The 23,789-nt window shown below is 62.2% G+C and carries 22 protein-coding genes; 16 read left to right on the top strand and 6 right to left on the bottom strand.

The features are described 5' to 3' along the window. The first annotated feature begins 127 nt into the window (after positions 1 to 127). The 10 genes from EKH55_RS09410 to EKH55_RS09365 all read left to right on the top strand — a co-directional run bounded on the left by EKH55_RS09410 (position 128) and on the right by EKH55_RS09365 (position 11,446). Positions 128 to 1,342 (top strand): CaiB/BaiF CoA transferase family protein, encoded by a 1,215-nt coding sequence (locus EKH55_RS09410; protein WP_225192674.1) that lies wholly within the window; start codon positions 128 to 130, stop codon positions 1,340 to 1,342. Then, a complete protein-coding gene (locus EKH55_RS09405) occupies positions 1,342 to 2,166 on the top strand; it encodes a 3-ketoacyl-ACP reductase (protein WP_069458242.1) in 825 nt (274 codons plus the stop codon). Before EKH55_RS09410 ends, EKH55_RS09405 begins: the two co-directional genes overlap by 1 nt. Positions 2,167 to 2,215: 49 nt before the next feature. After that, positions 2,216 to 3,709 (top strand): sugar ABC transporter ATP-binding protein, encoded by a 1,494-nt coding sequence (locus EKH55_RS09400; protein WP_151611395.1) that lies wholly within the window; start codon positions 2,216 to 2,218, stop codon positions 3,707 to 3,709. Positions 3,710 to 3,719: 10 nt separating this feature from the next. Next, the gene (locus tag EKH55_RS09395) at positions 3,720 to 5,183 is read left to right on the top strand and encodes an aldehyde dehydrogenase family protein (protein WP_069458244.1); all 1,464 of its coding nucleotides are present in this window, start codon (positions 3,720 to 3,722) and stop codon (positions 5,181 to 5,183) included. A gap of 3 nt (positions 5,184 to 5,186) precedes the next feature. After that, positions 5,187 to 6,029, top strand: a complete 843-nt coding sequence (locus EKH55_RS09390) for a Cof-type HAD-IIB family hydrolase (RefSeq protein ID WP_069458245.1) — start codon at positions 5,187 to 5,189, stop codon at positions 6,027 to 6,029. Next, positions 6,022 to 7,014 (top strand): ABC transporter permease, encoded by a 993-nt coding sequence (locus EKH55_RS09385; protein ID WP_069458246.1) that lies wholly within the window; start codon positions 6,022 to 6,024, stop codon positions 7,012 to 7,014. The genes EKH55_RS09390 and EKH55_RS09385 overlap by 8 nt, the downstream gene beginning before the upstream one ends. 58 nt (positions 7,015 to 7,072) lie before the next feature. Then, on the top strand, positions 7,073 to 8,023 hold the full coding sequence (locus EKH55_RS09380) for a substrate-binding domain-containing protein (protein ID WP_151611394.1): 951 nt from the start codon (positions 7,073 to 7,075) through the stop codon (positions 8,021 to 8,023). A gap of 62 nt (positions 8,024 to 8,085) precedes the next feature. Then, complete coding sequence (locus tag EKH55_RS09375) at positions 8,086 to 9,051, top strand: dihydrodipicolinate synthase family protein (RefSeq protein WP_069458248.1); 966 nt, start codon at positions 8,086 to 8,088, stop codon at positions 9,049 to 9,051. A 3-nt stretch (positions 9,052 to 9,054) separates the two neighbouring features. Beyond that, a complete protein-coding gene (locus EKH55_RS09370) occupies positions 9,055 to 9,828 on the top strand; it encodes an enoyl-CoA hydratase/isomerase family protein (RefSeq protein ID WP_069458249.1) in 774 nt (257 codons plus the stop codon). Between the two features lie 37 nt (positions 9,829 to 9,865). Next, complete coding sequence (locus EKH55_RS09365) at positions 9,866 to 11,446, top strand: GMC family oxidoreductase (RefSeq protein WP_069458250.1); 1,581 nt, start codon at positions 9,866 to 9,868, stop codon at positions 11,444 to 11,446. 235 nt (positions 11,447 to 11,681) lie between these two features. Here the strand turns inward: EKH55_RS09365 and EKH55_RS09360 are convergent, their stop codons facing one another. The 6 genes from EKH55_RS09360 to EKH55_RS09335 form a co-directional block, all read right to left on the bottom strand. Beyond that, complete coding sequence (locus tag EKH55_RS09360; protein ID WP_069458251.1) at positions 11,682 to 13,730, bottom strand: ASKHA domain-containing protein; 2,049 nt, start codon at positions 13,728 to 13,730, stop codon at positions 11,682 to 11,684. A 19-nt stretch (positions 13,731 to 13,749) separates the two neighbouring features. Next, positions 13,750 to 14,088 (bottom strand): hypothetical protein, encoded by a 339-nt coding sequence (locus EKH55_RS09355; RefSeq protein WP_069458252.1) that lies wholly within the window; start codon positions 14,086 to 14,088, stop codon positions 13,750 to 13,752. Between the two features lies 1 nt (position 14,089). Continuing rightward, on the bottom strand, positions 14,090 to 15,052 hold the full coding sequence (locus EKH55_RS09350; RefSeq protein WP_069458253.1) for a methyltetrahydrofolate cobalamin methyltransferase: 963 nt from the start codon (positions 15,050 to 15,052) through the stop codon (positions 14,090 to 14,092). Between the two features lie 143 nt (positions 15,053 to 15,195). Next, positions 15,196 to 16,287 (bottom strand): methylenetetrahydrofolate reductase, encoded by a 1,092-nt coding sequence (locus tag EKH55_RS09345; RefSeq protein WP_069458254.1) that lies wholly within the window; start codon positions 16,285 to 16,287, stop codon positions 15,196 to 15,198. After that, positions 16,287 to 16,868: a methylenetetrahydrofolate reductase C-terminal domain-containing protein gene (locus EKH55_RS09340; RefSeq protein WP_069458255.1), complete on the bottom strand. Its 582-nt coding sequence runs from the start codon at positions 16,866 to 16,868 to the stop codon at positions 16,287 to 16,289. The genes EKH55_RS09345 and EKH55_RS09340 overlap by 1 nt, the downstream gene beginning before the upstream one ends. Continuing rightward, on the bottom strand, positions 16,861 to 17,163 hold the full coding sequence (locus EKH55_RS09335) for a virulence factor (protein ID WP_069458256.1): 303 nt from the start codon (positions 17,161 to 17,163) through the stop codon (positions 16,861 to 16,863). The genes EKH55_RS09340 and EKH55_RS09335 overlap by 8 nt, the downstream gene beginning before the upstream one ends. Positions 17,164 to 17,472: 309 nt before the next feature. On the opposite strand from EKH55_RS09335, the gene EKH55_RS09330 reads away from it, so the two are divergent. From EKH55_RS09330 to EKH55_RS09305, 6 genes are all read left to right on the top strand, one after another. Next, entirely contained in the window at positions 17,473 to 17,916 is a 444-nt protein-coding gene (locus EKH55_RS09330; RefSeq protein WP_069458257.1) for a BA14K family protein, read from the top strand. A 407-nt stretch (positions 17,917 to 18,323) separates the two neighbouring features. Next, positions 18,324 to 19,337, top strand: a complete 1,014-nt coding sequence (locus EKH55_RS09325) for a UDP-glucuronic acid decarboxylase family protein (RefSeq protein ID WP_225192675.1) — start codon at positions 18,324 to 18,326, stop codon at positions 19,335 to 19,337. Further along, entirely contained in the window at positions 19,337 to 20,323 is a 987-nt protein-coding gene (galE, locus tag EKH55_RS09320) for a UDP-glucose 4-epimerase GalE (RefSeq protein WP_069458259.1), read from the top strand. The genes EKH55_RS09325 and galE overlap by 1 nt, the downstream gene beginning before the upstream one ends. Then, entirely contained in the window at positions 20,320 to 22,182 is a 1,863-nt protein-coding gene (locus EKH55_RS09315; RefSeq protein ID WP_069458260.1) for a glycosyltransferase family 2 protein, read from the top strand. Before galE ends, EKH55_RS09315 begins: the two co-directional genes overlap by 4 nt. Positions 22,183 to 22,192: 10 nt before the next feature. After that, positions 22,193 to 22,795, top strand: coding sequence for a DUF995 domain-containing protein (locus tag EKH55_RS09310; RefSeq protein WP_069458261.1), 603 nt, complete (start codon positions 22,193 to 22,195; stop codon positions 22,793 to 22,795). Beyond that, positions 22,792 to 23,745, top strand: coding sequence for a glycoside hydrolase family 26 protein (locus EKH55_RS09305; protein ID WP_069458262.1), 954 nt, complete (start codon positions 22,792 to 22,794; stop codon positions 23,743 to 23,745). Before EKH55_RS09310 ends, EKH55_RS09305 begins: the two co-directional genes overlap by 4 nt. Positions 23,746 to 23,789 lie beyond the last annotated feature (44 nt).

Below are 23,789 nucleotides of genomic sequence, written 5' to 3'. Positions count from 1 at the left end.
GTGAAAACGATTTATCGCATGATGCGGCGACAAAAACAATTGTTTTCGCAGTTCTTCTAAGAGGCATTGACACGCTTGAGAAATTATGTGAAATCGATTTCTCGAAAACGACCAGCTGGAGGAAACGGTGCTGTTAGGAGGAATAAAGGTCGTCAGTTTCTGCCATTTTCTGCAGGGGCCTGCCGCCGATCAATATCTCGCAGACATGGGCGCTGACGTCATCAAGGTCGAACCTTTGACGGGCGCATACGAACGCCATTGGTCCGGAGCGGGCGTCTATGTCGAAGGCGTGAGCGGCTTCTATCTCTGCGCCAACCGCAACAAGCGTTCGATCGCCATCGACCTCAAGAGCTCGGAGGGCAAGGAAGTCGCTCGACGCTTGATCGCTGGAGCCGACGTGGTGCTCGAAAATTTCCGGCCGGGTGTCTTCTCCCGGCTCGGCTTCGACCAGGCTGAACTGGACCGCCTCAACCCGACCCTCATCTTCGCATCGGCGAGCGGCTTCGGATCGAGCGGACCCATGGTCGACAAGCCGGGCCAGGACATCCTAGTTCAGGCACGCTCGGGTCTGATCAGCGTCACGGGGACGCCTGGAATCGGTCCGACTCCTGTGGGTGCAGCCGTCGTCGACCAGCACGGCGGCGCTCTGCTCGCCATGGGCATTCTCGGCGCGATCGTCCGCAAGCTCCGCGAGGGCAAAGGCACCCGAGTGGAAGGAAGCCTTCTCAACGCGGGGATCGACCTTCAAGGCGAACCGCTTGTGAATTGGTTCGCCGGAGGCATGGCCCGCGACGTCCTAAATCGCGAGAAGAATCTCGCAACGTGGTTCCATGAAGCGCCCTATGGCGTCTATCCGGCTCGAGACGGCCACGTTGTGGTTTCGTTATGCAAGGTTCCCGATCTCGCCAAGGCGGTGGAGAGCGACGACATGCGCGCGCTGCTTTCGAAGGACCGCTACGAGGATCGCGACGAGTTCGCCAAGGCCCTGGCTCTGGCGACGGCGAAGTTCAGTGTCGAGGAACTGGAGCGGCGCTTCGACAGCCATAATGTCTGGTGGGCTCCAATCCGCTATTACGACGAGCTTCTGAACGATCCGCAACTCGTCCATTCGGAAGTGTTCCGCAAGGTCCAGGTCAAGGGCCGCACCATTCATCTTGTGAACCATCCAAACCGATACGACGGCAAGGTTCCGGACCTCCGGGTTCTGGCGTTGGAGATCGGCGAGCACACGCGCGAAATCCTCTCCGAGCACGGATACTCGGCCTCGGAGGTCGAACAACTGTTGTCTGCGAACGCCGTCGTGGCGTCGCGGGATGAAGCATCTGAGAGAGGGGCTGCGTGATGAAAGCGGATGTCAAGACGCGCGGGGAAGCACAAGCCAACGGTGGCGCGAGCGCCGTTCGTGGCGTGGCGGTCGTAACCGGCGGGCGTCGCGGTATCGGTCAGGCCATCTGCGTCGAATTGGCGTCGGCGGGCTTCGACATCGCAGTCGTCGACCTGCGCGACGATGAGACCGCCCAAGAAGCCGTCAAACTGGTCGAGGAACAGGGACAGCGAGCGTTGCTGTTGCAGTTGGACATCTCACAGACCTCCGATTACGCGTCCTTCCTAGACAAGGTCGAAACAGGTCTCGGCCCGGTCAATTGTCTCATCAACAACGCCGGAATTCAGGTTCCCGAGCGCGGTGATCTCCTCGAGGTCTCGGAAGAGAGCTTCGATCGTCTGATCGACGTCAACCTCCGCGGCACCTTCTTTCTGACGCAGGCCGTCGCCAAGCGGATGGTGGCGCGCGAAGGCGCTCCGGACAACAGGTCGATCGTCTTCATCACGTCCGCCAACGCTCATCTGGTGTCGCCGGAAAAGGGGCCGTACTGCATCTCGAAGGCGGGGCTATCCATGGCGTCCCAGCAGTACGCGTTGCGCCTCGCCGAACATGGCATCGGAGTTTATGAAATCCGTCCCGGTTTGATCATGACCGATATGACCGCGGATGTTTTCGAACGCTACTCGCCTCAGATCGAAAGCGGGGCGATTTGCGCCATCCGCCGATGGGGTCAACCGCAGGATATCGCGCGCGGCATCGCAACGTTGGTGACTGGCGGCATGCCGTTCAGCACGGGCGACGTCTACAACATCGGCGGCGGAATGCAGATTCCCCGGCTCTGATTTTTTTAACTTGGTCGTGAAATCGATTTCACGGACTGGAGACCTCGACATGGCATCCCCCATTCTTGAGATGAAAGGCATCCATAAGCGGTTCCCCGGCGTCTACGCGCTGAAGGATGTCAGCTTCGCCGTTGCCAAGGGAACCGTTCATGGGCTCGTGGGAGAAAACGGGGCCGGAAAAAGTACTCTGATGCGGATTCTGTCGGGGGCCTATCTGGCGACGGAAGGCCAGGTGGCAATCGACGGAAATGTCGTCGAAGCTCCCACGCCGGATAAGATGTTGCAGCTCGGCGTCGCCGTCATCTACCAGGAACTGGCCCAGGCACCGCACCTCACCGTCGCCGAGAACATCTTCCTCGGCCGCCTCCCCAAAACCTCGATCGGGACGATCGACTGGAGGAAGGCCAAGCTCGATGCCGCGCGAATCTTGAAGAAGCTGAACTTCGCGGTCGATCCCTCCGCCAGGATTGATCGTCTGAGTGTCGCCCAGCGTCAGATGGTCGAGATCGCCAAGGCAATCTCACGCGACGCCAGGATCGTCGTTCTTGACGAGCCGTCGGCGGTTCTTGGTGATAGCGAACTGGAAAATCTGTTCGAGCTGATCCGCACGCTCAGCCGGGAACAGGGCGTTTCCTTCGTCTACATCTCTCACCGTCTCAAAGAGCTCTACGAGATTTGCGACGACGTGACCGTCCTTCGCGACGGTCAGGTGATCTCGAGCGAACCGATCGCTCAGACGACTTCGGCGGACCTGATCCGCAAGATGGTCGGACGCGAGATGAACGACATCTTCCCGGGACGTGTGGCCCCCAAGCAGAACATCCGTCTCTCCGTGAAGGGGCTCAACCGCAAGGGCAAGCTCAAAGACATCTCGTTTGACGTTCGCCGCGGCGAAATCTTCGGCATCTGCGGCCTTGCTGGTTCCGGCCGCACCGAAATCCTCAGGGCCATCGCGGGTGCCGATCCCGTCGACAGCGGCGAGGTCTCGGTCGACGGGAGCCAACTCGCGCTCGGCAAACCCCGCGCGGCGCTCGCGAAAGGCATCGGTCTTCTTCCCGAAGACCGCAAGACCGAGGGGTTGTTCCTTGACCAGTCCGTCGCGTTCAACGTCACGGTCTCCTCCTTGGGCGAACTGGTCACGAGCGGCCTGCTTAGCGGGTCCAAGGAAAAGGGCATCGTCTCCAACTACATCAGCCAGATGCGGATCAAGACGCCGTCCGGGGCGACACGCGTCCGGACGCTCTCCGGCGGCAATCAGCAGAAATGCGGTATCGCCCGGCAGTTAAGCGCCGGCACGAGCATCCTGCTGGTCGATGAACCCACCCGCGGCGTCGATGTCGCCGCGAAACGCGAAATCTACGACCTTCTTGTTCAGGTCACCGCCAACATGGGCGCAAGCGTGGTGATGGTGTCGTCCGAGTTGCCCGAAATCCTCGGCCTCTGCGACCGCATTCTCGTCATGCGGCAAGGCGAGGTCGCCGCCATCCTCGAAGGCCAGGGCGCTACCGAGGAAGCCATCATGTCCCACGCAGTTTGGAATTGAGGAAAGCACGATGACTGTCCGTTCCTACACCCACTTCATCAACGGCCGTTTCGACGGAGCATCGACCGATTTCGTCGAGCGCAAAGCTCCCGCGACTGGCGAAACCGTCGCCACGTTCGCCTCCGGCACGCAGGACGACATGGACCGCGCCGTGCAGGCGGCACGCGAGGCCTTCGACAAAGGGCCCTGGCCGCAGATGAGCGGCATGGAGCGTGCCGAAATCCTGAACCGCTACGCCGATCTCGTCAAAGCCAACTTCGACAAACTGGTGCAGATCGAAATCGAGGAAGTCGGCAAGCCAATCCGCTTCGCACGAGGCGACGTCTCCGGTGTCGTGGGTCTTATCCGCTACGCGGCCTCTCTCGCGATGCAGATGGTCGGATCAACCTACACGAACCTCGGTGCAAACAAGACCGCCCTCCTGATGCGCGAACCGATTGGCGTTGTCGCGCTCGTCACGCCCTGGAACTTCCCCGCCCTGATCCTGGCGCAGAAGGTGCCTTTCGCCCTGGCGGCAGGCTGCACCGCGGTGGTCAAGCCGTCAGAATTCACATCAGGCAGCGCCCTTGAGCTCGCCGCCCTAGCTGTCGAGGCTGGTGTCCCCGCAGGCGTGTTCAACGTCGTCAGCGGTAAGGGATCGGTCGTCGGCAAGACCCTGACCGAGCATCCCGGCGTCGATTTCATTTCGTTCACCGGATCAACCCGCGTCGGCCAGGAAGTCATGCAGGCCTCGTCCAAGAACGTCGTGAAGACTTCGCTGGAACTCGGTGGCAAATCCGCAAACATGGTCTTCGCGGACGCCAACCTCGACGACGCCGTCGACGGGGCGCTTATGGGCGTGTTCTTCAACAACGGCGAATGCTGCGTCTCCGGATCACGGCTGTTCGTCCAGAATTCGATCGCTGACGAGTTCATCGCCCGGGTAACGGAACGCTCTAAGAAGCTGAAAGTCGGCGATCCCTTCGACGAGGATACCGATATCGGCGCGATGATCGATCCGAAGCACCACGGCAAGGTCCTCGAGTACATCGACTCGGGCGTCGCCGAAGGTGCCAAGCTGCTCGCAGGCGGTGGAGCCGCATCCGGTGCCGGACACTTCGTGCAGGCCACCATCTTCGACCATGTCCAGCCTACGATGAAAATCTTCCAGGAGGAGATTTTCGGTCCGGTTCTTTCGATCACCCGGTTCGAGACCATGGAAGAGGTGATCGAGCTGGCCAACGACAGCCCTTACGGCCTGTCGAACTACGTCTGGTCGAAGAACATCGACACCGTGATGAACGTCGCCAAGCGGCTGAAGAGCGGGTGGGTACAGGCCAACACCGTCATCGACGGCGCGCCCCAGCTGCCGCTCACCGGGGTCAAGGGTTCGGGCTACGGCTACGAAATGGGCCAGGCCGGGTTCGAGGAGTTCACCCAGCTCAAGACGCTATTCATCCACACGGGGCCGCGTACTCCGGTCTTCGGGAGATAATCGATGTTTCCCGCTCGGCTGCTGGTCACCGACGTCGACCGCACACTCCTGACCCATGGCTATGAGCTTCCGACTTCCGTCGTCGGTTCGTTCCGAGCGCTTCGCGAAAGCGGGGTGCGCATCGTGCTCGCCACCGCCCGGTCGCCGGAAGCGATCAGGCCCTATGCCGAGCGGCTGGACGTGTCTGATCTCGTCATCTGCTTCAACGGCGGATGGGTCGGCGATGTCGCCTCGTCGGTTGCGCAGCGCGCAACCTCGATTGAAAGGTCGGCGGCGCTCAACGTGGTCGAGTTTGCCCTGGCACGGGGGTTGGCGACGCTCTGGTACGCCAATGGCAAGGTCTACACTGTCGGTCCAAACCCTGTGGCCGAACGTGAGGTCGTTATCACGGGCGAAACGCTCGCGGTGGTCGAGATGGTCGCCGACCTTCCTGGCGAGCCGGGGAAGATCATGTGCGTCCGCACCGATCCCCAGGATGCGGGTTTCGATGCTTTGAAGGATGCGTTCTCGAACAGCCTGATGGTGGCTGGATCACATTGGCGACTCTTGGAGGTCGGTCCGCTCGACGTGTCCAAGAGGGCGGCGATCGAAGTGCTCGCTGGCGAGTTGGGCATCGACGCGAAGGACTGTGTCGCCGCCGGCGACGCCGAGAACGATCTTGGCATGCTGCGTTGGGCCGGGACGGCTGTGACCGTCGCCAACGCGATCGATGAAATCAAGGCATTCGCAGCGTTCGTGGGCCCGTCGTGTGACGAGGGCGGCATGGCGGATGTCGCTGACTGGCTGAGGACCCGGCGTGTCGCCGAGGCGAACGCCGTCTCCCTGGGAGGAAAAGGACATGGTTGAAATGACAACCCAACATCATACCGCGAGCCAAGGCTCGATGCTCTCGCGATCCTGGTCCATGGCCCAAAGCCTTGGCCTCTTCTGGGTCCTGGTGATCCTTTGCGCCATCGCGATCTACCTTTCGCCCAGCTTCATCCAGGTCGGAAACCTGATGAACGTCGGCCGCCAGGTGGCGCTGTTCGGCATCGTCAGCGTCGGAATGACCTTCGTCATCCTGACGAGGGGCATCGACCTTTCCGTCGGCTCGATCGTAGGTGTGGTGGCGGTCACCGCGGCGATGCTCCTCGCGAGCGGCATGTCCATTCCCTTGGTGATGGCGATCGCCTTGGTTCTTGGGGTCGTGTTCGGCGCGGTCAACGGCATCGGAATCGTGGCGTTCGGCATGCCTCCGTTCATCATGACGCTGGGCACGCTGGTCATGGGCCGCGGCATAGCGATGACCATCGCGAATGGCGAACCGCAGAATCTCGGCGACGCGACTGACGCCTTCTATTTCCTGGGCGGCGGCTTCCTGTTCGGAGTCCCGGTTCCGATCTGGATTTTTGTGGCCGTCGCCGTCATCGCGTTCATCCTGCTGCGCTCGACGGCCTATGGACGGCAGGTCTACGCGGTCGGTTCGAACGCCGAGGCAGCGCGTCTGGCAGGCATCAACGTCAACGCCATGCTCATGTCGGTCTACGTGATCTCGGGGTTCCTCGCGGCGCTCACGGCTCTGATCACCGTCTCCCGTCTGACCGTCGGCGAGCCGACTGCCGGGACCAATCTCGAACTCGAAGCGATTGCGATCGTCGTCATCGGCGGCACGTCGCTCTTCGGCGGCGAAGGCTCGATCGTCGGCACCGTCATCGGCGCGGCCATCATCGCGGTCATCGCCAACATCCTCAATCTACTCGGAATCTCACCCTTCACCCAGCAGATCGTCAAAGGCGCGATCATCATCGCGGCGGTGATGTTCGAGGTCTATCGCCACAGGCAGCGGCACTAACAGTTCCTGATCGAAACAATCAGGGGAATCACGGAAGTCTCAACAGGAGGAATGAACTATGAATACCAATCGCAGGCAGTTTCTCAAGCTCACCGCAGCACTGACGACCGCGGCGGCGCTCGCCGGATCGGCACGCGGGGCCTTTGCCGCCGACAAGATCAAGATCGGCTTCAGCCAGGGCACGATGAACCATCCATGGCGCATCGCCATGGTCGAAGTGAACAAGAAGTTCGCCGAGGCAAACTATCCTGAGGTCGAACTCATCGTCACGGACGGCAACAACGATGCGTCGAAGCAGGTCGCCGACGTCGAAAGTCTGGTCGCCCAGGGGATCAATGTCCTGGTCATTTCGCCGCTGACCGCGCAGGCCCTGACACCCGTCGTCAAGGACGCGATGGCGAACGGCATCCCGGTGCTCACGCTGGACCGCAAGGTCAACACGGAAGTCACGTGCCACATGGGCGGTGCCAACCTGCCGCTCGGCGAAGGTGCGGCCAAGTTCCTGATGAACGCGCTGCCTGACGGTGCCAAAATCATCGAACTGCAGGGCACGGCCGGCGCTTCGGCGACGCTCGACCGCCACAAGGGCTTTGCGGAAGTCATCGCGGGCAACAGCAAGTACGAGGTCGTCGCCGACCAGAACTGCGACTACACCCGCGACAAGGCGGTGAAGTTCATGGAAGACATGGTCCAGCGCTTCAAGGCGGGCGAAATCCAGGCGGTCTACGCGCACAACGACGAAATGGCGCTCGGCGCGGTCCAGGTGCTCGAAGCTGCCGGCCGCCTCGATGGCGTCAAGGTGATCGGCATGGACGGCCAGTACAACGCGTTCGATGCCATCAAGGCCGGGAAGATGTCGGCCTGCTTCATCTATCCCTATTGCGCGCCGGAAGGCATCCAGGCCGCCCACAAGATCGCCAAGGGCGAAGCCATCGAAAAGGAAATCGTCCTGCCGACCGTCGAAGTCACTTCGGCGAATGTCGATCAGTTCGTCGGCAAGGGCATCTGACAACCACGAAGCCGGGCCGCGTTTCAGGACGCGGCCCACTATCCACAAGAAGGAAAAGCGCGATGGCATCCGTTCGCCACTATGACAAGCCCCATGGGGTTATTCCCGCGGTTCTCATGCCCTTCACAGCCGACATGGAGGTGAATGAGAAGGCGTATCGCAAGCATCTCGGCGATGTCAGCGGTGTCGAAGGCATCACCGCAATCACGATCAATGGCCACGCCGCGGAAGTCGCCTCGCTGACGATGGAAGAGCAGTTCAGGGCGATCGCCGTGACCAAGGAAGAGCTTCAGGAGCGTGTTCCCACGATCGTCGCAGTCTACACGAATTCGAGCCTCGAAGCGGCGAGGATCGCGCGCAGAGCGCAGGATGAAGGCGCGAATGGCCTTCTGGTCTTTCCGCCGGAAGTGATGGTTCTTGGCGGCCATATACGCCCGGAGATGATCCTCGAGCATTACAAGCGCATCACGCACGCTTCCGATCTCCCAATCATCCACTACCAGTTCCCGGTCAACTCGAACCTCGCGATCCCGTTGCCGACGCTTCTGGAACTCTGCACCCGGTTCCCTTCGATCAAGGCCATCAAGGACAACTGCGGCGACGGCAACCTGCATGAGCGCCAGATTCGCGAGCTCAAGGCCTTGGACCGCCCGGTCAACACCGTGACGACTCACAGTTCCTGGCTCCTCGGCTCCTTGGCGCTCGGCTGTGACGGCTTGCTTTCCGGCGCGGGTTCGGTGATCGCCAATCTTCAGGTGGCGCTCTTCCGGGCAGTCCAGGCGGGCGATCTCAACGCGGCCAGGGCGATCAACGACAAAATCTACCCGACCGTCAGGGCGTTTTACGACCATCCGCTGCTCGACATGCACAATCGCATGAAGGAGGCGCTTGTCATTCTCGGTCGTTGGGACGGTGCCCATGTCCGTCCGCCGCTGGTCAAGCCTACCGCCGCCGAGATCGAGAAGATTAGGCGTTGCGTGGCGCAGGCGGGTCTGACATCTGAGACCGTCTACAAGAAGGTGGCGTGATCCATGACCGCACTCGTGCTGAGAGACAGTCCGTCGCCAGGTGTCGTGCACCTGACGCTCAATCGTCCGGAGAAACTGAACGCCTTGTCGAAAGAGCTCCTCGCGGAGCTCGTCGACCTGCTGCGCGAAGCGGCGGCCGACGAGGGCGTTGGTTGCGTGATTTTGACGGGAAGCGGGCGGGCCTTCTCGGCGGGTGCGGACATAACCGACATGCTGGAGCGCGGAGTGGCGTCCTACGTCGATCCCGACAGGCTTGCCCGGTGGCGGGAGATCGAGAATTTCCCCAAGCCGATCATCGCGGCCGTCAACGGCTTCGCCCTCGGGGGAGGGCTGGAACTGGCTCTCGTCTGCGACATCATCCTCGCCTCGGACACGGCGAAGTTCGCCGCGCCCGAGATCAAGATCGGTTCATTCCCCGGGGACGGCGGCACCCAGCGACTTCCGAGGTTCGTTGGTCGCTCGTTTGCGATGCAGATGGTACTGACCGGGGAGATGGTCGATGCCGGGCTGGCCGAACGCAAGGGTCTCGTCAGCGAGGTGCTGCCCGCCGACGGGCTACAGAAGAGAGCAATCGAGTTAGCCGCGAACATCGCGCGGAAATCGGTCGCGATCACTCCCTACGCCAAGAGGGCCGTTAAGGCTGCCGACGAGCACCCGCTGGAGACAGGTCTCGAAATCGAGCGCCAACTGACAATTGAAGCATTCGCAACCGAAGACAGAATGGAAGGTCTCCGGGCCTTCGCCGAGAAGCGTGAGCCCTTGTTCAAGGGGCGATAACCGCTTCGGCGGCCATGTACACCGGGAGGATAGGATCATGGAAAAGTACGACTACATTGTTACGGGCGCAGGTTCTGCCGGATGCGTGATCGCCAATCGGCTGACTGAGGACCCTTCGGTCAAAGTTCTCCTGCTGGAAGCTGGTTCGCGCGACTGGAATCCCATGATCCATATTCCCGGCGGCCTGGGCAAACTTTTTGGCCCGGGCGTGAACTGGCGCTTCCAGACGGTACCCCAGAAGAATCTCGACAACCGCTCGATCTGGTATCCGCAGGGCAAGACCCTCGGCGGCTCCAGTTCGATTAACGCCATGATCTATATCCGCGGCCAAAAAGAGGATTATGATAACTGGGCTGCGCTCGGTAACGACGGCTGGTCTTACGATGACGTGCTGCCATATTTCCGAAAGTCGGAGGACAACGAGCGGCTTGCGAACAAATATCACGGCCAAGGTGGCCCGCTCTGGGTCTCCGATCAGGTCAAGCCGCATGAGCTTTCGAAGGCGTTCGTCAGGTCCTGCCAGACATGGGGGCTGCCCTACAATCCGGACTTCAATGGTGAGACCCAGTATGGCGCAGGACTTTACCAGGTGACCTGCCGTGATGGTCGACGTCGGAGTTCGGCCGTCTCTTACCTCCGTCCGATCAAGTCCAGGAAGAACCTCACAGTCCGCACTGGATCGCGAGCGATCCGCATCGTGTTGGAAGGCGATCACGCAGTCGGAGTCGAAGTCGCCGAGGGCAAAAACCTCCGAACGATCAGGTGCGACAGGGAAGTCATCGTGACGAGCGGCGCGATCAACTCGCCGCGGTTGTTGATGCTTTCGGGAATCGGGGATGCCGACGAACTCAAGAAGGTCGGGATCGCTCCCAAGATTGACCTCAAGGGGGTCGGCAAGAACCTGCAGGACCATCTCTGCTCGAATGTCCATGTCAGCCTCAAGGACCCGATCAGCTACGATGGTCAGGATCAGTTCCCGCATTCGATCAAGCATGGGCTGCATTGGCTCCTCTATCGCGGTGGACCTGCTGCATCCGTCATCGTGGAGGGCGGCGGGTTTGCCTCGAGCGAAGGCAATGGCCGCCCCGACATGCAAATTCATATCGCCCCCGCGATGGTCGTTCGGGGCGGGCAGACGCGGCTTGACGGCCACGGGTTCACCGTCAACACGACGTTCCTGCGGCCGCGCAGTATCGGTTCTGTTTCGCTGAAGTCGTCCGATCCAGCGGACATGCCGCTCATCGACCCCAACTATCATTGTGAGCAGTACGATCGGGACATGTCGTTGAAGTCCATCGAGACGACACGCGAGATTCTCGCCCAACCCGAAATCGCTAAGTACATCAAGGTGGAGCGCCTTCCTGGTCCGGACGCCAAGAGCAAGGAGGATATAATGGCGTATGTGCGCCAGTACGCCTGCTGCGACTATCATCCCGTGGGAACCTGTAAGATGGGCATCGACGATGAGGCCGTTGTCGATCCGAAGCTTTCGGTGAGAGGAGTCCATGGACTCCGAGTGGCAGACTCATCCATCATGCCAGTTCTGTTAAGTGGCAACACAAACGGCCCATCGATGATGATCGGTGAGAAAGCTGCAGATTTGATCAAGGCGGCCTAGGGACAGCGTGTCCAAATTGCTATTCGATGCCGATGCCCGCTGTTGGCGCAACTTGCTCGTTCAGATGAGCAGGACGAAGGGCCGTCTTCCACCCATCGCGGCCATTTATCACGGGTGGCAAGCTTAGGATTTTCAGCACCAGCCTTCACGCTGCGGGACTTGCAGCGAGTACCTCGTCTGCCGTCGTCAGTCTCGTTCGGTGCTTCGCCCGATCCAAGGCCGATTACCGTCAAACCTATTCGCGGCTCCGTCGCCTTCTGCGGCCGCCCGCTTCGCCCTCTTCCGCCAGCACCTTGCGCGCGGGCAGGGTAACGGCCTCGGCGAGTTTCGGAAAGGCGTCGACCTTGTTGGGCATTGCCATGGCATTGACGAAGTGCTCCTGAAACTTCGATTCAAGAGCCGTCTCTATCTTCTCGATTTTGCTGACCGTTTCCTCGATCTCGCGACGGTGGCCGCGGTTCAGGAGGCACATGCGCGCGCCGGTGCCGGCGGCATTGCCGACGGCCTTCACCTTGGCGAGATCGCAGTCCGGGATGAGGCCGAGGACCATCGCATATTTCGGATCGATGAAGGTGCCGAAGGCGCCGGCGAGGCCGATGCGGTCGACGTGGTCTATGCCCTGCTTGTCCATCAGCAGCTTGACGCCGGCATAGAGCGCCGCCTTGGCGAGCTGGATGGCGCGCACGTCCCCCTGCGTCACCACGATCTTCGGCTGGCCCTCGTGAAGAAGGTAGGAGAAGGTGCGGCCGTTCTGCAGGATGCGTGGCGAGCGGGCAGTAAGCGAACCGTCGACGACGCCGTCTTCGGAGATGATGCCGGCGAGGAACATTTCGGCGATCACTTCGATGATGCCGGAACCGCAGATGCCGGTGACGCCGACCGCCGCCGCCGCTTCGGCGAAGCCCGGCTCGTCAGACCAGGGCTCGATACCGATCACGCGGAAACGCGGTTCGAGCGTGACCGGGTCGATGCGCACACGCTCGATGGCGCCCGCCGCCGCCCGCTGCCCACAGGAGATTTCCGCGCCTTCGAAGGCGGGCCCCGTCGGCGAGGAGGCAGCAACCGTGCGGATCCAGTTGCCGAGCACGATTTCCGCATTGGTGCCAATATCGACGAGCAGCATCATCTCGTCCTGGCGATGCGGCCCCTCGGTCAGAGTTGCTCCGGCTGCGTCGGCCCCCACGTGTCCGGCGATGCAGGGCAGCACATAGACGCGGGTGCCGCGGTTCATGGAAAGGTCGAGTTCATGCGCGGCGGCCCGCACCGCGCCGGAAACAGCCAGCGCGAAGGGCGCGCCGCCGAGTTCCGTCGGGTCAATGCCGAGAAAGAGGTGGTGCATGATCGGATTGCCGACGAAGACCGCCTCAAGAACGTCCTCGCGCGAAACGCCGCCCTGAGAGCAGACCCGTTCTATCAGGCCGTTCAGCGCCTCGCGCACGGCCTTGGTCATCGCCGCGCGGCCGTCCGGGTTCATCATCACGTAGGAAACGCGGCTCATCAGATCCTCGCCGAAGCGGATCTGCGGGTTGGATGTGCCGGCAGAGGCGACCGTACGGCCGGACAGAAGCGATGACAGATGCATGGCGATCGTCGTCGAACCGATGTCGCAGGCGATCCCGTAGGCCTCGTTCTTCAACCCCGGATAGAGCGCGATCATGCGCGGGCGCTCATGCTCATCGTCGCGATGGATGGCCGCCGTCACCTTCCACTCGCCCTTGCGCAGGATCGCCTGCACCTGCGGCAGAATGTGGAAATCCACGTCAAGCTCGGTGAAGCCCCAATCGGTCGCGAGCGCCGCCTTCAGCCGGTCGAGATCGCCGAGCGGCTTGTGCATGTCCGGCTCCTCGATCTCGACATAGCACATGTGGATCGAGGCGTTGCGTTCGATGACGCGCTCGTCGGAATCCTTGCGCACGACCTGGGCGTTGACGGCGACGTCCTGCGGCACGTCGATGACGAGATCGCCCTGCACTGTGGCAGAGCAGGAGAGGCGCCGGCCTTCCTTGAGGTCGCGCTTGTCGGCATAGCGCATTTCCTTCGGGCCGAATTCGGAAATGTGACCGTTGGAGGAGGTTATGCCGTGCTTGGCGAACTGGCCCTCCTGGACTTCCACCTGGCAGCGCCCGCAAATGCCCCGCCCGCCGCAGACGCTCTCGACATAGACGCCGAGCGAGCGTGCCGCATCGAGGATCGGAGTGCCGACCGGGAACCGGCCGCGCTTTCCCGACGGCATGAAGAGCACCAGCGGATCGGTCTTGTTGTCCTTCGGTGGCACGTTCAGCATCTTTCTTCTCGTCTGCCGACTATTTCACAAGTCTGCGGGCATTCGCCCGAACACGCTTTGCGTAGGGGCGAAGCGCTGCCGCCGCCACGCGATTGCGGCCGGCCGTCGCCGCCTTCCCGCCGGTGGCAATCGCAGCGGCTGCGTTCATGCCTTCCTTCATCAGGGCCATATTGGCGGCAACGGCGCATTCGGCCGCCGCTGCCATTTTCTCCGTCACCATCCGGCTTGCCTCGGCGTAGTCGGCCGCCGATCCGGTCATGGCGGCCATGGCCATCGCCTGCGTACGCGTGGCGATCACCAAAGGCGCCTGAAACCAGAGCGCGGTCAGATCACGAGCAAGGGAGTGGTGTTTGGCCATGTCACTCCGCCCTTGCGCTGCCGCCGGCGCGTGCCGCGCGTCCGCCGCGACGTCCGCCGCCACCGGCCGGTGCCGCGGCCGCTACCACATGGCCGCCCTCGGCCGGCTTGTGGTCGCGATAGGTCATGATCCAGTGGCCGCAGTTCGGATCGGTGCCGTTCAGAACGTTGGCCGCGCGTACCGCTTCCATTTCCTGCGGGCGGCAAGGGTTCATGATGGCGGAGGTCATGCCGGCGCCGATCACCATCGGAATGAAGCCGGCATTGATGCCGTGGCGATGCGGCAGGCCGAAGGAGATGTTGGAAAGGCCGCAAGTGGTGTTGACCTTGAGCTCTTCGCGCAGACGGCGCAGCAGCGCGAACACCTGCTGGCCGGCCGATCCGAGCGCGCCGATCGGCATGACGAGCGGATCGACGACGATGTCGTGCGGCTTGATGCCGTAGTCGGCGGCGCGCTCAACGATCTTCTTGGCGACGGCGAAGCGGACGTCCGGATCCATGGAGATACCGGTCTCGTCATTGGAGATCGCCACCACCGGCACGTCGTATTTCTTGACGAGCGGCAGGATCGCCTCGAGCTTTTCTTCCTCGCCGGTGACCGAGTTGACGAGCGGGCGCCCCTTGGCGACCCTGAGACCGGCCTCGATCGCCGCTGTCACCGAGCTGTCGATCGACAGCGGCACGTCGACGAGACCCTGGACGATCTCGAGCGTCTTGACGAGCAGCGGCGGCTCGGTCTCGTTCGGGTTGACGGCGGTCACGCCGGCATTGACGTCGAGCATCGTGGCACCTGCGGCAACCTGCTCCAACGCGTCCTTGATGACGGTCTCGAAGTTGCCTTCGATCATTTCGGCGGCGAGCTTCTTGCGGCCGGTCGGATTGATGCGTTCCCCGATGACGCAGAACGGCTGGTCGAAGCCGATGACGATCTCGCGGGTAGCAGATGCAACGATGGTGCGGGTCATGAAAGGTCCTCTGGTCCTGTGGCGTGGCCCTATTTAATGGGCTGGTTCTCGGTTTGTAAGACGCCGGATTAGCCGATGCGCCTGTTTGTCCGTCGCGTCATAAGCGAAAGGTGCGACCTTGTCGCGCCTTTGCCGCGTATTCGTCAATGCGGGTGGTGTGCCGCGGCTTCCGCCATCTGCTGCTGATTTTCCTCTATGCCTTCGCGAATGTGCTCGAGCCGCTCGGCGACCAGCGTATCGGTTGGGGCGGCCTCGCGCTGCCACGGCCGACGGCCCTTCAGCACGCCCGATTCATGGACGATTTCCGCGACATACTCTTCCTGGCGGTAGGCCATCACGTGGACGCCCGAGACGCCCTCGATCTCCTTCACCTCGTTGATGATGTCGATGCAGAGCTGCTTGCCTTCCTTTTTCTGGTCCTGAGCTCCCTCCAGCCGCTTGACGATGCTGTCGGGGATGTGGATGCCCGGCACGTTGGAGCGGATCCAGCGGGCCGTCTTGGCGGAGGCCATCGGGCCGACGCCGACCAGGATAAAGCACTTCTCGTGCAGGCCGAGATCGCGCACCTTGTTCATGTATTCGCGGAACATCGGCACGTCGAAGCAATACTGGCTCTGCACGAACTGGGCGCCGGCCTCGATCTTTTTCGCGAGCCGATAGGGCCGGAAGTCGTAAGGCGGGGCGAAAGGGTTGATCGCCGCGCCGAGAAAGACCTGCGGCGGCGTCGTCAGCTTGCGGCCCGACAGGAACTTCGAATTGTCGCGCATGGTGCGGACGGTCTGGAGCAGCGACATGCAGTCGAGGTCGAAGACCGGCTTCGCTCCCGGCTGATCGCCGGCCTGTACGCCATCGCCCGTGAGACACATGATGTTCTGCACGCCCATGGCCGAAGCGCCGAGCACGTCGCCCTGGATGGCGATGCGATTCTTGTCGCGGCAGGCGATCTGCATGATCGGGGCATAGCCCATGCGCGTCAGCAATGCGCAAATGCCGACGGACGACATGTGGCAATTGGCGCCGGAGGCATCGACCGCATTGATGCCGTCGACCCAGCCGTCGAAGACCGAAGCGCGCTCGTAAACGTCCTCGGGGTTTGCGCTGTCCGGCGGGTTGAGCTCGGCCGTGACCGCGAACTCGCCACGGCGCAGCACGCGCTCCAGCCGGCCTCTCGATGAGTGGCCGGGCAGGGGCTCGAGGGGGGCGCCGGGATCGTGCGGGTTGATGTCCGGACTCATTACTGGACTTCCTTCTTCAATTCTTCACGGCGAGCGGCGGCTTCTGCCGTCACCCGCAGCCAGGAGGAGGTTTCCCGTAGCGACTGGTTGACCGGCTTTTGCACGTTCATGATGGCGTCGCCTTTGACCATATTCTGCGAGCCCTTCCAGGCCTGTACCCACACGCACGGCATGTCCGGCTCGACCTCGCAATGGCCATTGGCGCGCACGCCGCCGCAGGGGCCGTTCCTGAGCTGCTTCGGACAGTTCATCGGGCAGGACATGCCGGTCGAGGACAGCGCGCACTGGCCGCACATCCGACAGTCGAAGAGAAAACCCTTCACGTGGCGCTCGACGAAAGTCACCGGCCGCTCGACCCGCGAGTAACCGATGGCGCTCCAAAGCGGGTGCAGCATCAGGAACATGTCGGCGAAACGGTTATAAAACCACTCGAGGAAGCGCGAGTGGCGAACCGCCCAGAGCCGGACGGTGTACTTGTGGCGCGCGCGGCGGCTCGGCGAGACATTGTTTGGCGTGTAGGCACCCGTCGCCGCCTTCTTGGCGGGCTGGGCATTGCCGGTGACGACTTTTGGATCAGGCATTTTCGCGCCCTCCAGCCTTGACGAGGACGACGAGCCGCTCCTTGTCGTAAGCGGTCTCCAGTTCGGCCGCCGCCTTGTCGGCTTCGGCATCGAGGTCGTCCGAAACCGGAACGGGATCGGACTTGCGCCACTCGGAGAGATAATCGTCGGTTTCCGCCGCGCCGGTGCGCATGGCGCACATGTCGATCGCCTCGGTGAAGCGAAGCGAAAGTTCGCGTTTGGCGCTCTTGCGGCCCTGCTTGATGATGACCTGGGCGGGGATGTCGCGCCAGTAGACAATAATGCGGTCTGCCATCGGATTCCTGTTCTCCTCTAAAGCGGACAATGCGCATGTCCGCTGTGTCGTGGCTCACCTTGGCACGACGTCGGATATGTCCAAAAACGACGCTCCACACCGGCCGTTTCCGGGCCAGTCGGGTCCGTCCGACGGCGGCAGTCACGTCATGCAGCGTCTCCTCGGTCGGAGAGGTGCAGGCTGTCGTGTACACGAGCGAGCGTGCATCGGAACTCCATATGTATTTTAGAATATCGCGATAATCATGTTCATGGCAGGTTCAGACTGGAAGGGCCACCATCCGCGCATTCGAAGCAAACAGGTGTTGAGATGAAGAAGATCGGAGCCATCCTTCTTGCCGCTGCGACGGCCTTTACCAGCTACGTTCCAGCGCAGGCCATGCCGGCTGCGTCCATTGCCGTAACCCAGCCAAACGATATTGATCTGGTACGGCATCGCCGCTGGCGCGACCGCGAACGTCATCATGGCTGGTATAACGGTCATCGGGGCTATCGCCATCACCGGCACGGCTACCGCAGGCATAGTGACGGCTGGTGGTATCCGTTGGCGGCCTTCGGGGCGGGCATGGTCATCGGCGGTGCGATAGCGGCGCCTCCGCAGCCGCGTTACGCCGCCCCGCGTTACGCGGAGCCACGTTTGCCGGCGCGCCATGTCAGCTGGTGCTACAACCGCTACCGCTCCTATCGGGCCTGGGACAACTCCTTCCAGCCTTACAGTGGCCCGCGGCAGGCGTGCTATTCGCCTTATAATTAATTTTCGACCCGTTCGCCGACCGGCGAACGGGCTTTCGGCAGATCCCTCGGGCTTCGGATCGGCTGCAAACATCATCCTGTCCAATCGAGACACCGGAGCCTGGAGCGGGATCGCCTCCCGCGGTATTCGTCGACCGTCCCCTTTTTGCGGTAGGACCCAACTCTTTTTGAGCAGAAATGTACGGCGGGATAACTATCGGGATTGAATGATAACGACAATCTACCCCGAATGGTTGTAGGATTTTCACACCGATTAGCCGAAGTACTGCAGAAGTTCAGCATTGCGTATTTTTGTAAGGTACGTTTATATCACCTAATAATTCCTATTTTGGCGAATGCCAGTTTTTTATAGTAAAATATTTCTGGGGCTTTTCGGTGAACTATTTTCGAAACGACGCAAGAAGTATTTTGTCTGCGACGAAAGAGAATGATGAAGCAGGGCGCTCTCGGAAACGACACAAGCGAATACTCGTTACCGGGGGCGCCGGCTTCCTGGGGTCGCATCTCTGCGAACTGCTTCTCGGCGCTGGACACCAGGTCGTCTGCCTCGACAATTTCTCGACAGGGTTGAGGCGCAATATCGCCCGGCTGAAGCGCTTCGATACCTTTCGCGTCATCGCTCACGACATCGTGGAGCCGCTCGATCTCGAGGCGGACGAAATCTACAATCTCGCCTGCCCGGCGTCGCCGCCGCATTACCAGGCCGATCCGATTCAAACGACGAAGACCTGCGTGATCGGGTCGCTCAACCTTCTGGAGCTCGCGGCTCGCCGTGGCGCGCGCATCCTCCAGGCATCGACATCCGAGGTCTACGGCGATCCGCAGGTTCATCCGCAGGTGGAAGCCTATTGGGGTAACGTCAACTCCTTTGGTCCGCGCTCTTGCTACGACGAGGGCAAGCGCTGCGCCGAAACCCTATTCTTCGACTTCCACAAGGCCCGCGGCGTCGAGATCAAGATCGTTCGCATCTTCAATACCTATGGTCCCAGGATGCGCCCGGACGACGGACGCGTCGTGTCCAACTTCATCGTCCAGGCGCTGAAGGGGGAGGACATCACCGTGTATGGCGACGGTTCGCAAACCCGTTCCTTCTGTTTCGTCGACGATCTGATCGACGGGTTGGTGCGGCTGATGGTGTCGCCGGCTTCGCTCACCGGGCCGGTCAATCTTGGCAACCCGGGAGAGTTCACGATCGCCGAGCTCGCTGAACAGGTGATCCAATTGACCGGCTCGCGGTCAAGGATCGTCCGCCAGCCGCTGCCCGTCGACGATCCGCGGCAACGCCGCCCCGACATCTCGCTGGCGGGGCGGGAACTCGGCTGGCGGCCGACCGTCGACCTGTCGGCAGGCCTTGCCCAGACCATCCGCTATTTCGACGGGCTTCTTTCCCTGCCGAGGCGGAATGTCCTGGAGCCGGTCTGATGGGCGCCCCGCCTATTCTTGTGACGGGTGGCGCCGGCTATATCGGCAGCCATACCGCAAAATGTCTCCGCCTCGCCGGGATCGAGCCGGTGGTCTACGACAACCTGACGACTGGAAACCGTTCGGCGGTACGCTGGGGACCGTTCGTGCAAGGGGATGTTCTCGACACGAGCCGTCTGATCGGCGTCATCGAACACTATCGACCGGTCGCCGTCATTCATTTCGCGGCATCCGCCTATGTCGGCGAGTCCGTCGCCGACCCTGCCAAATATTACAACAACAACGTTCGTGGAACGCTGTCACTCCTCGATGCCTGCCGGGTGACGCGTCTCGGCAAACTCATCTTTTCGTCGAGCTGCGCCACCTACGGCATACCGAAAGTGTTGCCGATCGACGAGGCGACGCCGCAGCAGCCGATCAATCCCTACGGCAAGACAAAGCTGATCGCCGAGCACATGCTGGCGGACTATGGCGCGGCCTTCGGCCTCACTTACGTGTCGCTGCGATATTTCAACGCCTGCGGCGCTGATCCGGAGGGCGACCTCGGCGAATGGCACGATCCGGAGACGCATCTCATCCCGCGGGCACTGATGGCCGCGGCGGGGACGATCCCGCATCTGGAGGTATTCGGCGCCGACTACGAGACGCCCGATGGGACATGCATCCGCGACTATGTCCATGTGGCGGACCTTGCAATCGCCCATGTGCTTGCCTACCGGCATCTCGAAAACGGCGGCGGCAGCCTCGCGCTTAATCTCGGTACCGGCCGCGGGCTTTCGATCAAGGAGGTTCTTCGCACGATCGGCGAACTGACCGGCCGTGCCGTCCCGGTCGTCTTTCACCAGCGGCGCTACGGCGATCCGCCGGCGCTCTATGCGGATGCGAGCCTTGCGCAGCGCAGCCTCGGCTTCCTGCCGCAGTTCTCCGACCTCGAAACCATCGTGCGAACGGCCGCACCTTTCTTCGGGCTGGAGGTGCGGTCATGATTCGCCTTGACGCCAGTGGGAAAGCGGAGGCACGGCGCGGCGGCGAACCGCTGCTCGTCACGCTGTTTACGGGCTATCGCCGCATCGAATACCTGGCCGGAGCGGGTCTCTGGATTGCCGCGCTCGTTTACTTCTGGAATTGGTGGCTGGAGCCGCGCCACCACGTGAACGCTTTCGGCAGCATCGCGGTGACGGTGGTCCTTGCCTGGGTCACCTTGCTGCCGGGGTATTTCATCGCTGTCTTCTACCGTGCGAAGAAGCCGAACGGGCCGCTGCAGCTGCCGGAAGGCAGCCGTGTAGCGATGGTCGTCACCAAGGCACCGTCCGAGCCCTTTTCCGTCGTATCGAAGACATTGACAGAGATGCTCGCCCAGGATGTGCCGCACGACACCTGGCTCGCGGACGAGGACCCGTCAGCGGCGACGCTGGACTGGTGCCGGAGGAATCGTGTGTTCGTCTCGACCCGCAGCGGACGCAGCGATTACCACCGGACCACGTGGCCGCGGCGCACGCGTTGCAAGGAGGGCAACCTCGCGTTCTTCTACGATCATTACGGCTATGATCGCTATGACTTCGTCGCCCAACTCGACGCGGACCACGTTCCCGAGCCCGGCTATCTGCGTGAGATGCTGCGCCCCTTTGCCGATCCGAAGGTGGGTTATGTCTCGGCGCCCAGCATTTGCGACCGGAACGCGGCCGAGAGTTGGTCGGCCCGCGGGCGGCTCTATGCAGAGGCGAGCATGCATGGCTCGCTGCAGGCCGGCTACAATGGCGGCCTCGCTCCGCTCTGCATCGGCTCTCATTACGCGGTGCGCACCGCGGCGCTCAAGAATATCGGCGGGCTCGGACCCGAACTGGCGGAGGATCATTCGACGACATTGATGATGAATGCTGCCGGCTGGCGCGGCGTACACGCGCTCGATGCCATCGCGCATGGCGACGGGCCGCGCACTTTCGCCGATCTGGTTACCCAGGAGTTCCAATGGTCACGCAGCCTCGTCACGCTGCTGCTGCAATATTCGCCGCATCTGGTGGGCCGGCTGTCGCTGCCGCTGAAATTCCAGTTTCTCTTCGCGCAGCTCTGGTATCCGCTTTTCGCCTGCTTCATGGCCGCGATGTATGCGATGCCGACGATCGCGCTCGCGCGCGGCGAGACGTTCGTTGCGGTCACCTACCCGGATTTCCTGCTCCATTTTGCACCGCTTTCGATCATCCTCGTGTTCCTGGCCTATCGCTGGCGGGCGTGCGGTTCTTTCCGCCCCCATGACGCGAAGGTTCTGAGCTGGGAATGCGCATTTTTCCTGTTTGCCCGTTGGCCCTGGGCGCTCGCCGGCACGGCAGCGGCCCTGCGCGATTGGCTCACCGGATCCTTCGTGGACTTTCGCGTGACGCCGAAGGGGGCGTCCGAGGTCGATCCGCTGCCCTTGCGCGTGCTGCTCCCGTACGTGTTTCTTGCCGTGACGGCCGTGCTGCCGGCCCTCGCCGTCAGCGATGCCGCCAGGGCCAAGGGCTTCTATCTCTTCGCGATCCTCAATGCGGCGATCTACTGCATGCTACTTCTGGTCATCGTCGCACGCCATGCGCGGGAGAACGCACTTACCAGGGCGCCGGGCTTCTATCGGCCGACAATGGCGGTTGGGCTTGCCGCACTCGTCGCCTTGCCCGGGATCGCGACGGCGGAGCACGGAAAGCAAGGACTCGAGGCACTCGCCTGGGGGACGGGTAGCTTGGGGACGGGGCGCCTGCGCCTATTCGAAGAGCGCTATGGCGCCGCCGGTGCCGGGCAGGGTGGTGACAGACTGCGCAGGATCGTTTTCCGACCCCGCCTGGTCTCCGTGCCGGTGGAAGAGGTGCGCTGAGGATCAAAGGATGACGGCAACATCGACAAATCGGGAGACTGGCCGCGGCGGATTGCCGGGCATGTTCTTCGCGAGTGTTGCCGCCTCGACCGTTTTCCTCCTGGCACCCACTCCCGCGGCGGCTGAGGCCTTCGTGCCGACCGCCGCGCGCCCGATGACAGGCGTCGAGCTTTACATGATGTTCCGCGACAAAAGCTGGAAATGGGATGACGGCACGGGCTTCATGAGGGATGAGGGCCGCCTGTTCAGGGCCTGGGCGCGAGACGGCAAGACCGCGACCTGGGCAGAGGGACGCTGGATCGTCACGGACAGCGGCATGCTCTGCCTGAAGGCGATTTGGCACAGCCAAGGGGGTGCGGCCCCGGACAAGACCTGTTTCAGCCACCGGGTGCTGGACGGAACCGTCTACCAGAAGCGCGAACCCGCGGGGGACTGGTACGTATTCAAACACGACAAGCCGGCGACCGACGACGAGTTCCATGAACTCGTCGACGAGGATCTGGTCAGTGCGCGGCTTGCGATCATACAGGAGCTCATCGTTACCGAGCCGAATTCAGGAGCAAACAGCGTTCGCCGGCCAGCCGAGGCGAACGAGGTTGGAGGTGTGCAATGAACAAGCGGATAAAGGCTATTTCCCTTTCATGCATGGGCTTGATGCTGTCGGGTACGGTCCTGGCGGCCAGCTTGCCGCGCGGCCTTCCGGAGGCGGCGTCTGCCACCACGGTGATGCCGTCGCAGAAGCGGCCCGTGCTGACGAAAGATTCCATCGACTTCGGGGCCTATGATCCCCATGGCGATTTCGGCGAGCCGTTGCAGTCCAAAATCGAACATCTCTTCCTGCCCTGGGAAGACGTCGAACTATCGACCTTGGCCCTTGCCGACGATTATGCGTATGCGCGGGGACGTACTCTCATGATTACGGTCGAGCCTTGGTCCTGGTCGCCTGAGTGGCGGGTCACGGAGCGGGAGCTCCTGCGCAGCATTCTGAACGGGGAGCGTGACGCGTACATGGCGGCGGTCTGCTCGACCGTCGCCGGTCTGAAAAGCCCTATTATCATCCGGTGGGGCCAGGAAATGGATGAAACGGACAACCAGTTCTCCTGGTCGCACTGGTCGGGTGAGGAGTTCAAGGCGGCCTACCGGCGCATGGTGACGGTGTGCCGGGCGCATGTGAAGGATGCTCGATTCATGTGGTCGCCCAAGGGCAATCCGGGGCTGGAGGTATTCTATCCCGGCGATGATGTCGTGGACCTGATCGGACTGTCGGTGTTCGGCTACCAGCAGTATGACCGCGGCACCACCGGTCGTGACCAGACGTTTCCGGAACGGCTGGCGCCCGGCTATGAGCGGGTAAAGGGCTATGGCAAACCGATCATGGTGGCCGAGCTCGGCTACGAGGGCGATGCCGCCTATGTGGCGGACTGGGCGACAAGTGTCGCCGCGCGCCATGCCGAGTTCCCGGAACTCACGGCGGTCGTCTATTTCAACGACCGCGAAGTCTACCCATGGCCGGACGGTTACGGACGGCCCGATTGGCGGGTGGTGCGGGAAGCCGGCAATTAGTGCGGCGCTGCAATCACCGAGAGGAGACATGAGATGAACTCGCC

Source organism: Sinorhizobium alkalisoli (assembly GCF_008932245.1).
Classification (GTDB): domain Bacteria; phylum Pseudomonadota; class Alphaproteobacteria; order Rhizobiales; family Rhizobiaceae; genus Sinorhizobium; species Sinorhizobium alkalisoli.
Note: the sequence above shows the minus strand (reverse complement) of the source record. Positions and strands in the feature narration are given on the sequence as shown.

Excerpts from the sequence above, each read along its gene's own strand:
- EKH55_RS09405 (WP_069458242.1), top strand. The coding sequence starts at position 1,342 with ATGAAAGCGGATGTCAAGACGCGCGGGGAAGCACAAGCCAACGGTGGC.
- EKH55_RS09400 (WP_151611395.1), top strand. The coding sequence starts at position 2,216 with ATGGCATCCCCCATTCTTGAGATGAAAGGCATCCATAAGCGGTTCCCC.
- EKH55_RS09395 (WP_069458244.1), top strand. The coding sequence starts at position 3,720 with ATGACTGTCCGTTCCTACACCCACTTCATCAACGGCCGTTTCGACGGA.
- EKH55_RS09390 (WP_069458245.1), top strand. The coding sequence starts at position 5,187 with ATGTTTCCCGCTCGGCTGCTGGTCACCGACGTCGACCGCACACTCCTG.
- EKH55_RS09385 (WP_069458246.1), top strand. The coding sequence starts at position 6,022 with ATGGTTGAAATGACAACCCAACATCATACCGCGAGCCAAGGCTCGATG.
- EKH55_RS09380 (WP_151611394.1), top strand. The coding sequence starts at position 7,073 with ATGAATACCAATCGCAGGCAGTTTCTCAAGCTCACCGCAGCACTGACG.
- EKH55_RS09375 (WP_069458248.1), top strand. The coding sequence starts at position 8,086 with ATGGCATCCGTTCGCCACTATGACAAGCCCCATGGGGTTATTCCCGCG.
- EKH55_RS09370 (WP_069458249.1), top strand. The coding sequence starts at position 9,055 with ATGACCGCACTCGTGCTGAGAGACAGTCCGTCGCCAGGTGTCGTGCAC.
- EKH55_RS09365 (WP_069458250.1), top strand. The coding sequence starts at position 9,866 with ATGGAAAAGTACGACTACATTGTTACGGGCGCAGGTTCTGCCGGATGC.
- EKH55_RS09360 (WP_069458251.1), bottom strand. The coding sequence starts at position 13,730 with ATGCTGAACGTGCCACCGAAGGACAACAAGACCGATCCGCTGGTGCTC.
- EKH55_RS09355 (WP_069458252.1), bottom strand. The coding sequence starts at position 14,088 with ATGGCCAAACACCACTCCCTTGCTCGTGATCTGACCGCGCTCTGGTTT.
- EKH55_RS09350 (WP_069458253.1), bottom strand. The coding sequence starts at position 15,052 with ATGACCCGCACCATCGTTGCATCTGCTACCCGCGAGATCGTCATCGGC.
- EKH55_RS09345 (WP_069458254.1), bottom strand. The coding sequence starts at position 16,287 with ATGAGTCCGGACATCAACCCGCACGATCCCGGCGCCCCCCTCGAGCCC.
- EKH55_RS09340 (WP_069458255.1), bottom strand. The coding sequence starts at position 16,868 with ATGCCTGATCCAAAAGTCGTCACCGGCAATGCCCAGCCCGCCAAGAAG.
- EKH55_RS09335 (WP_069458256.1), bottom strand. The coding sequence starts at position 17,163 with ATGGCAGACCGCATTATTGTCTACTGGCGCGACATCCCCGCCCAGGTC.
- EKH55_RS09330 (WP_069458257.1), top strand. The coding sequence starts at position 17,473 with ATGAAGAAGATCGGAGCCATCCTTCTTGCCGCTGCGACGGCCTTTACC.
- galE (WP_069458259.1), top strand. The coding sequence starts at position 19,337 with ATGGGCGCCCCGCCTATTCTTGTGACGGGTGGCGCCGGCTATATCGGC.
- EKH55_RS09315 (WP_069458260.1), top strand. The coding sequence starts at position 20,320 with ATGATTCGCCTTGACGCCAGTGGGAAAGCGGAGGCACGGCGCGGCGGC.
- EKH55_RS09310 (WP_069458261.1), top strand. The coding sequence starts at position 22,193 with ATGACGGCAACATCGACAAATCGGGAGACTGGCCGCGGCGGATTGCCG.
- EKH55_RS09305 (WP_069458262.1), top strand. The coding sequence starts at position 22,792 with ATGAACAAGCGGATAAAGGCTATTTCCCTTTCATGCATGGGCTTGATG.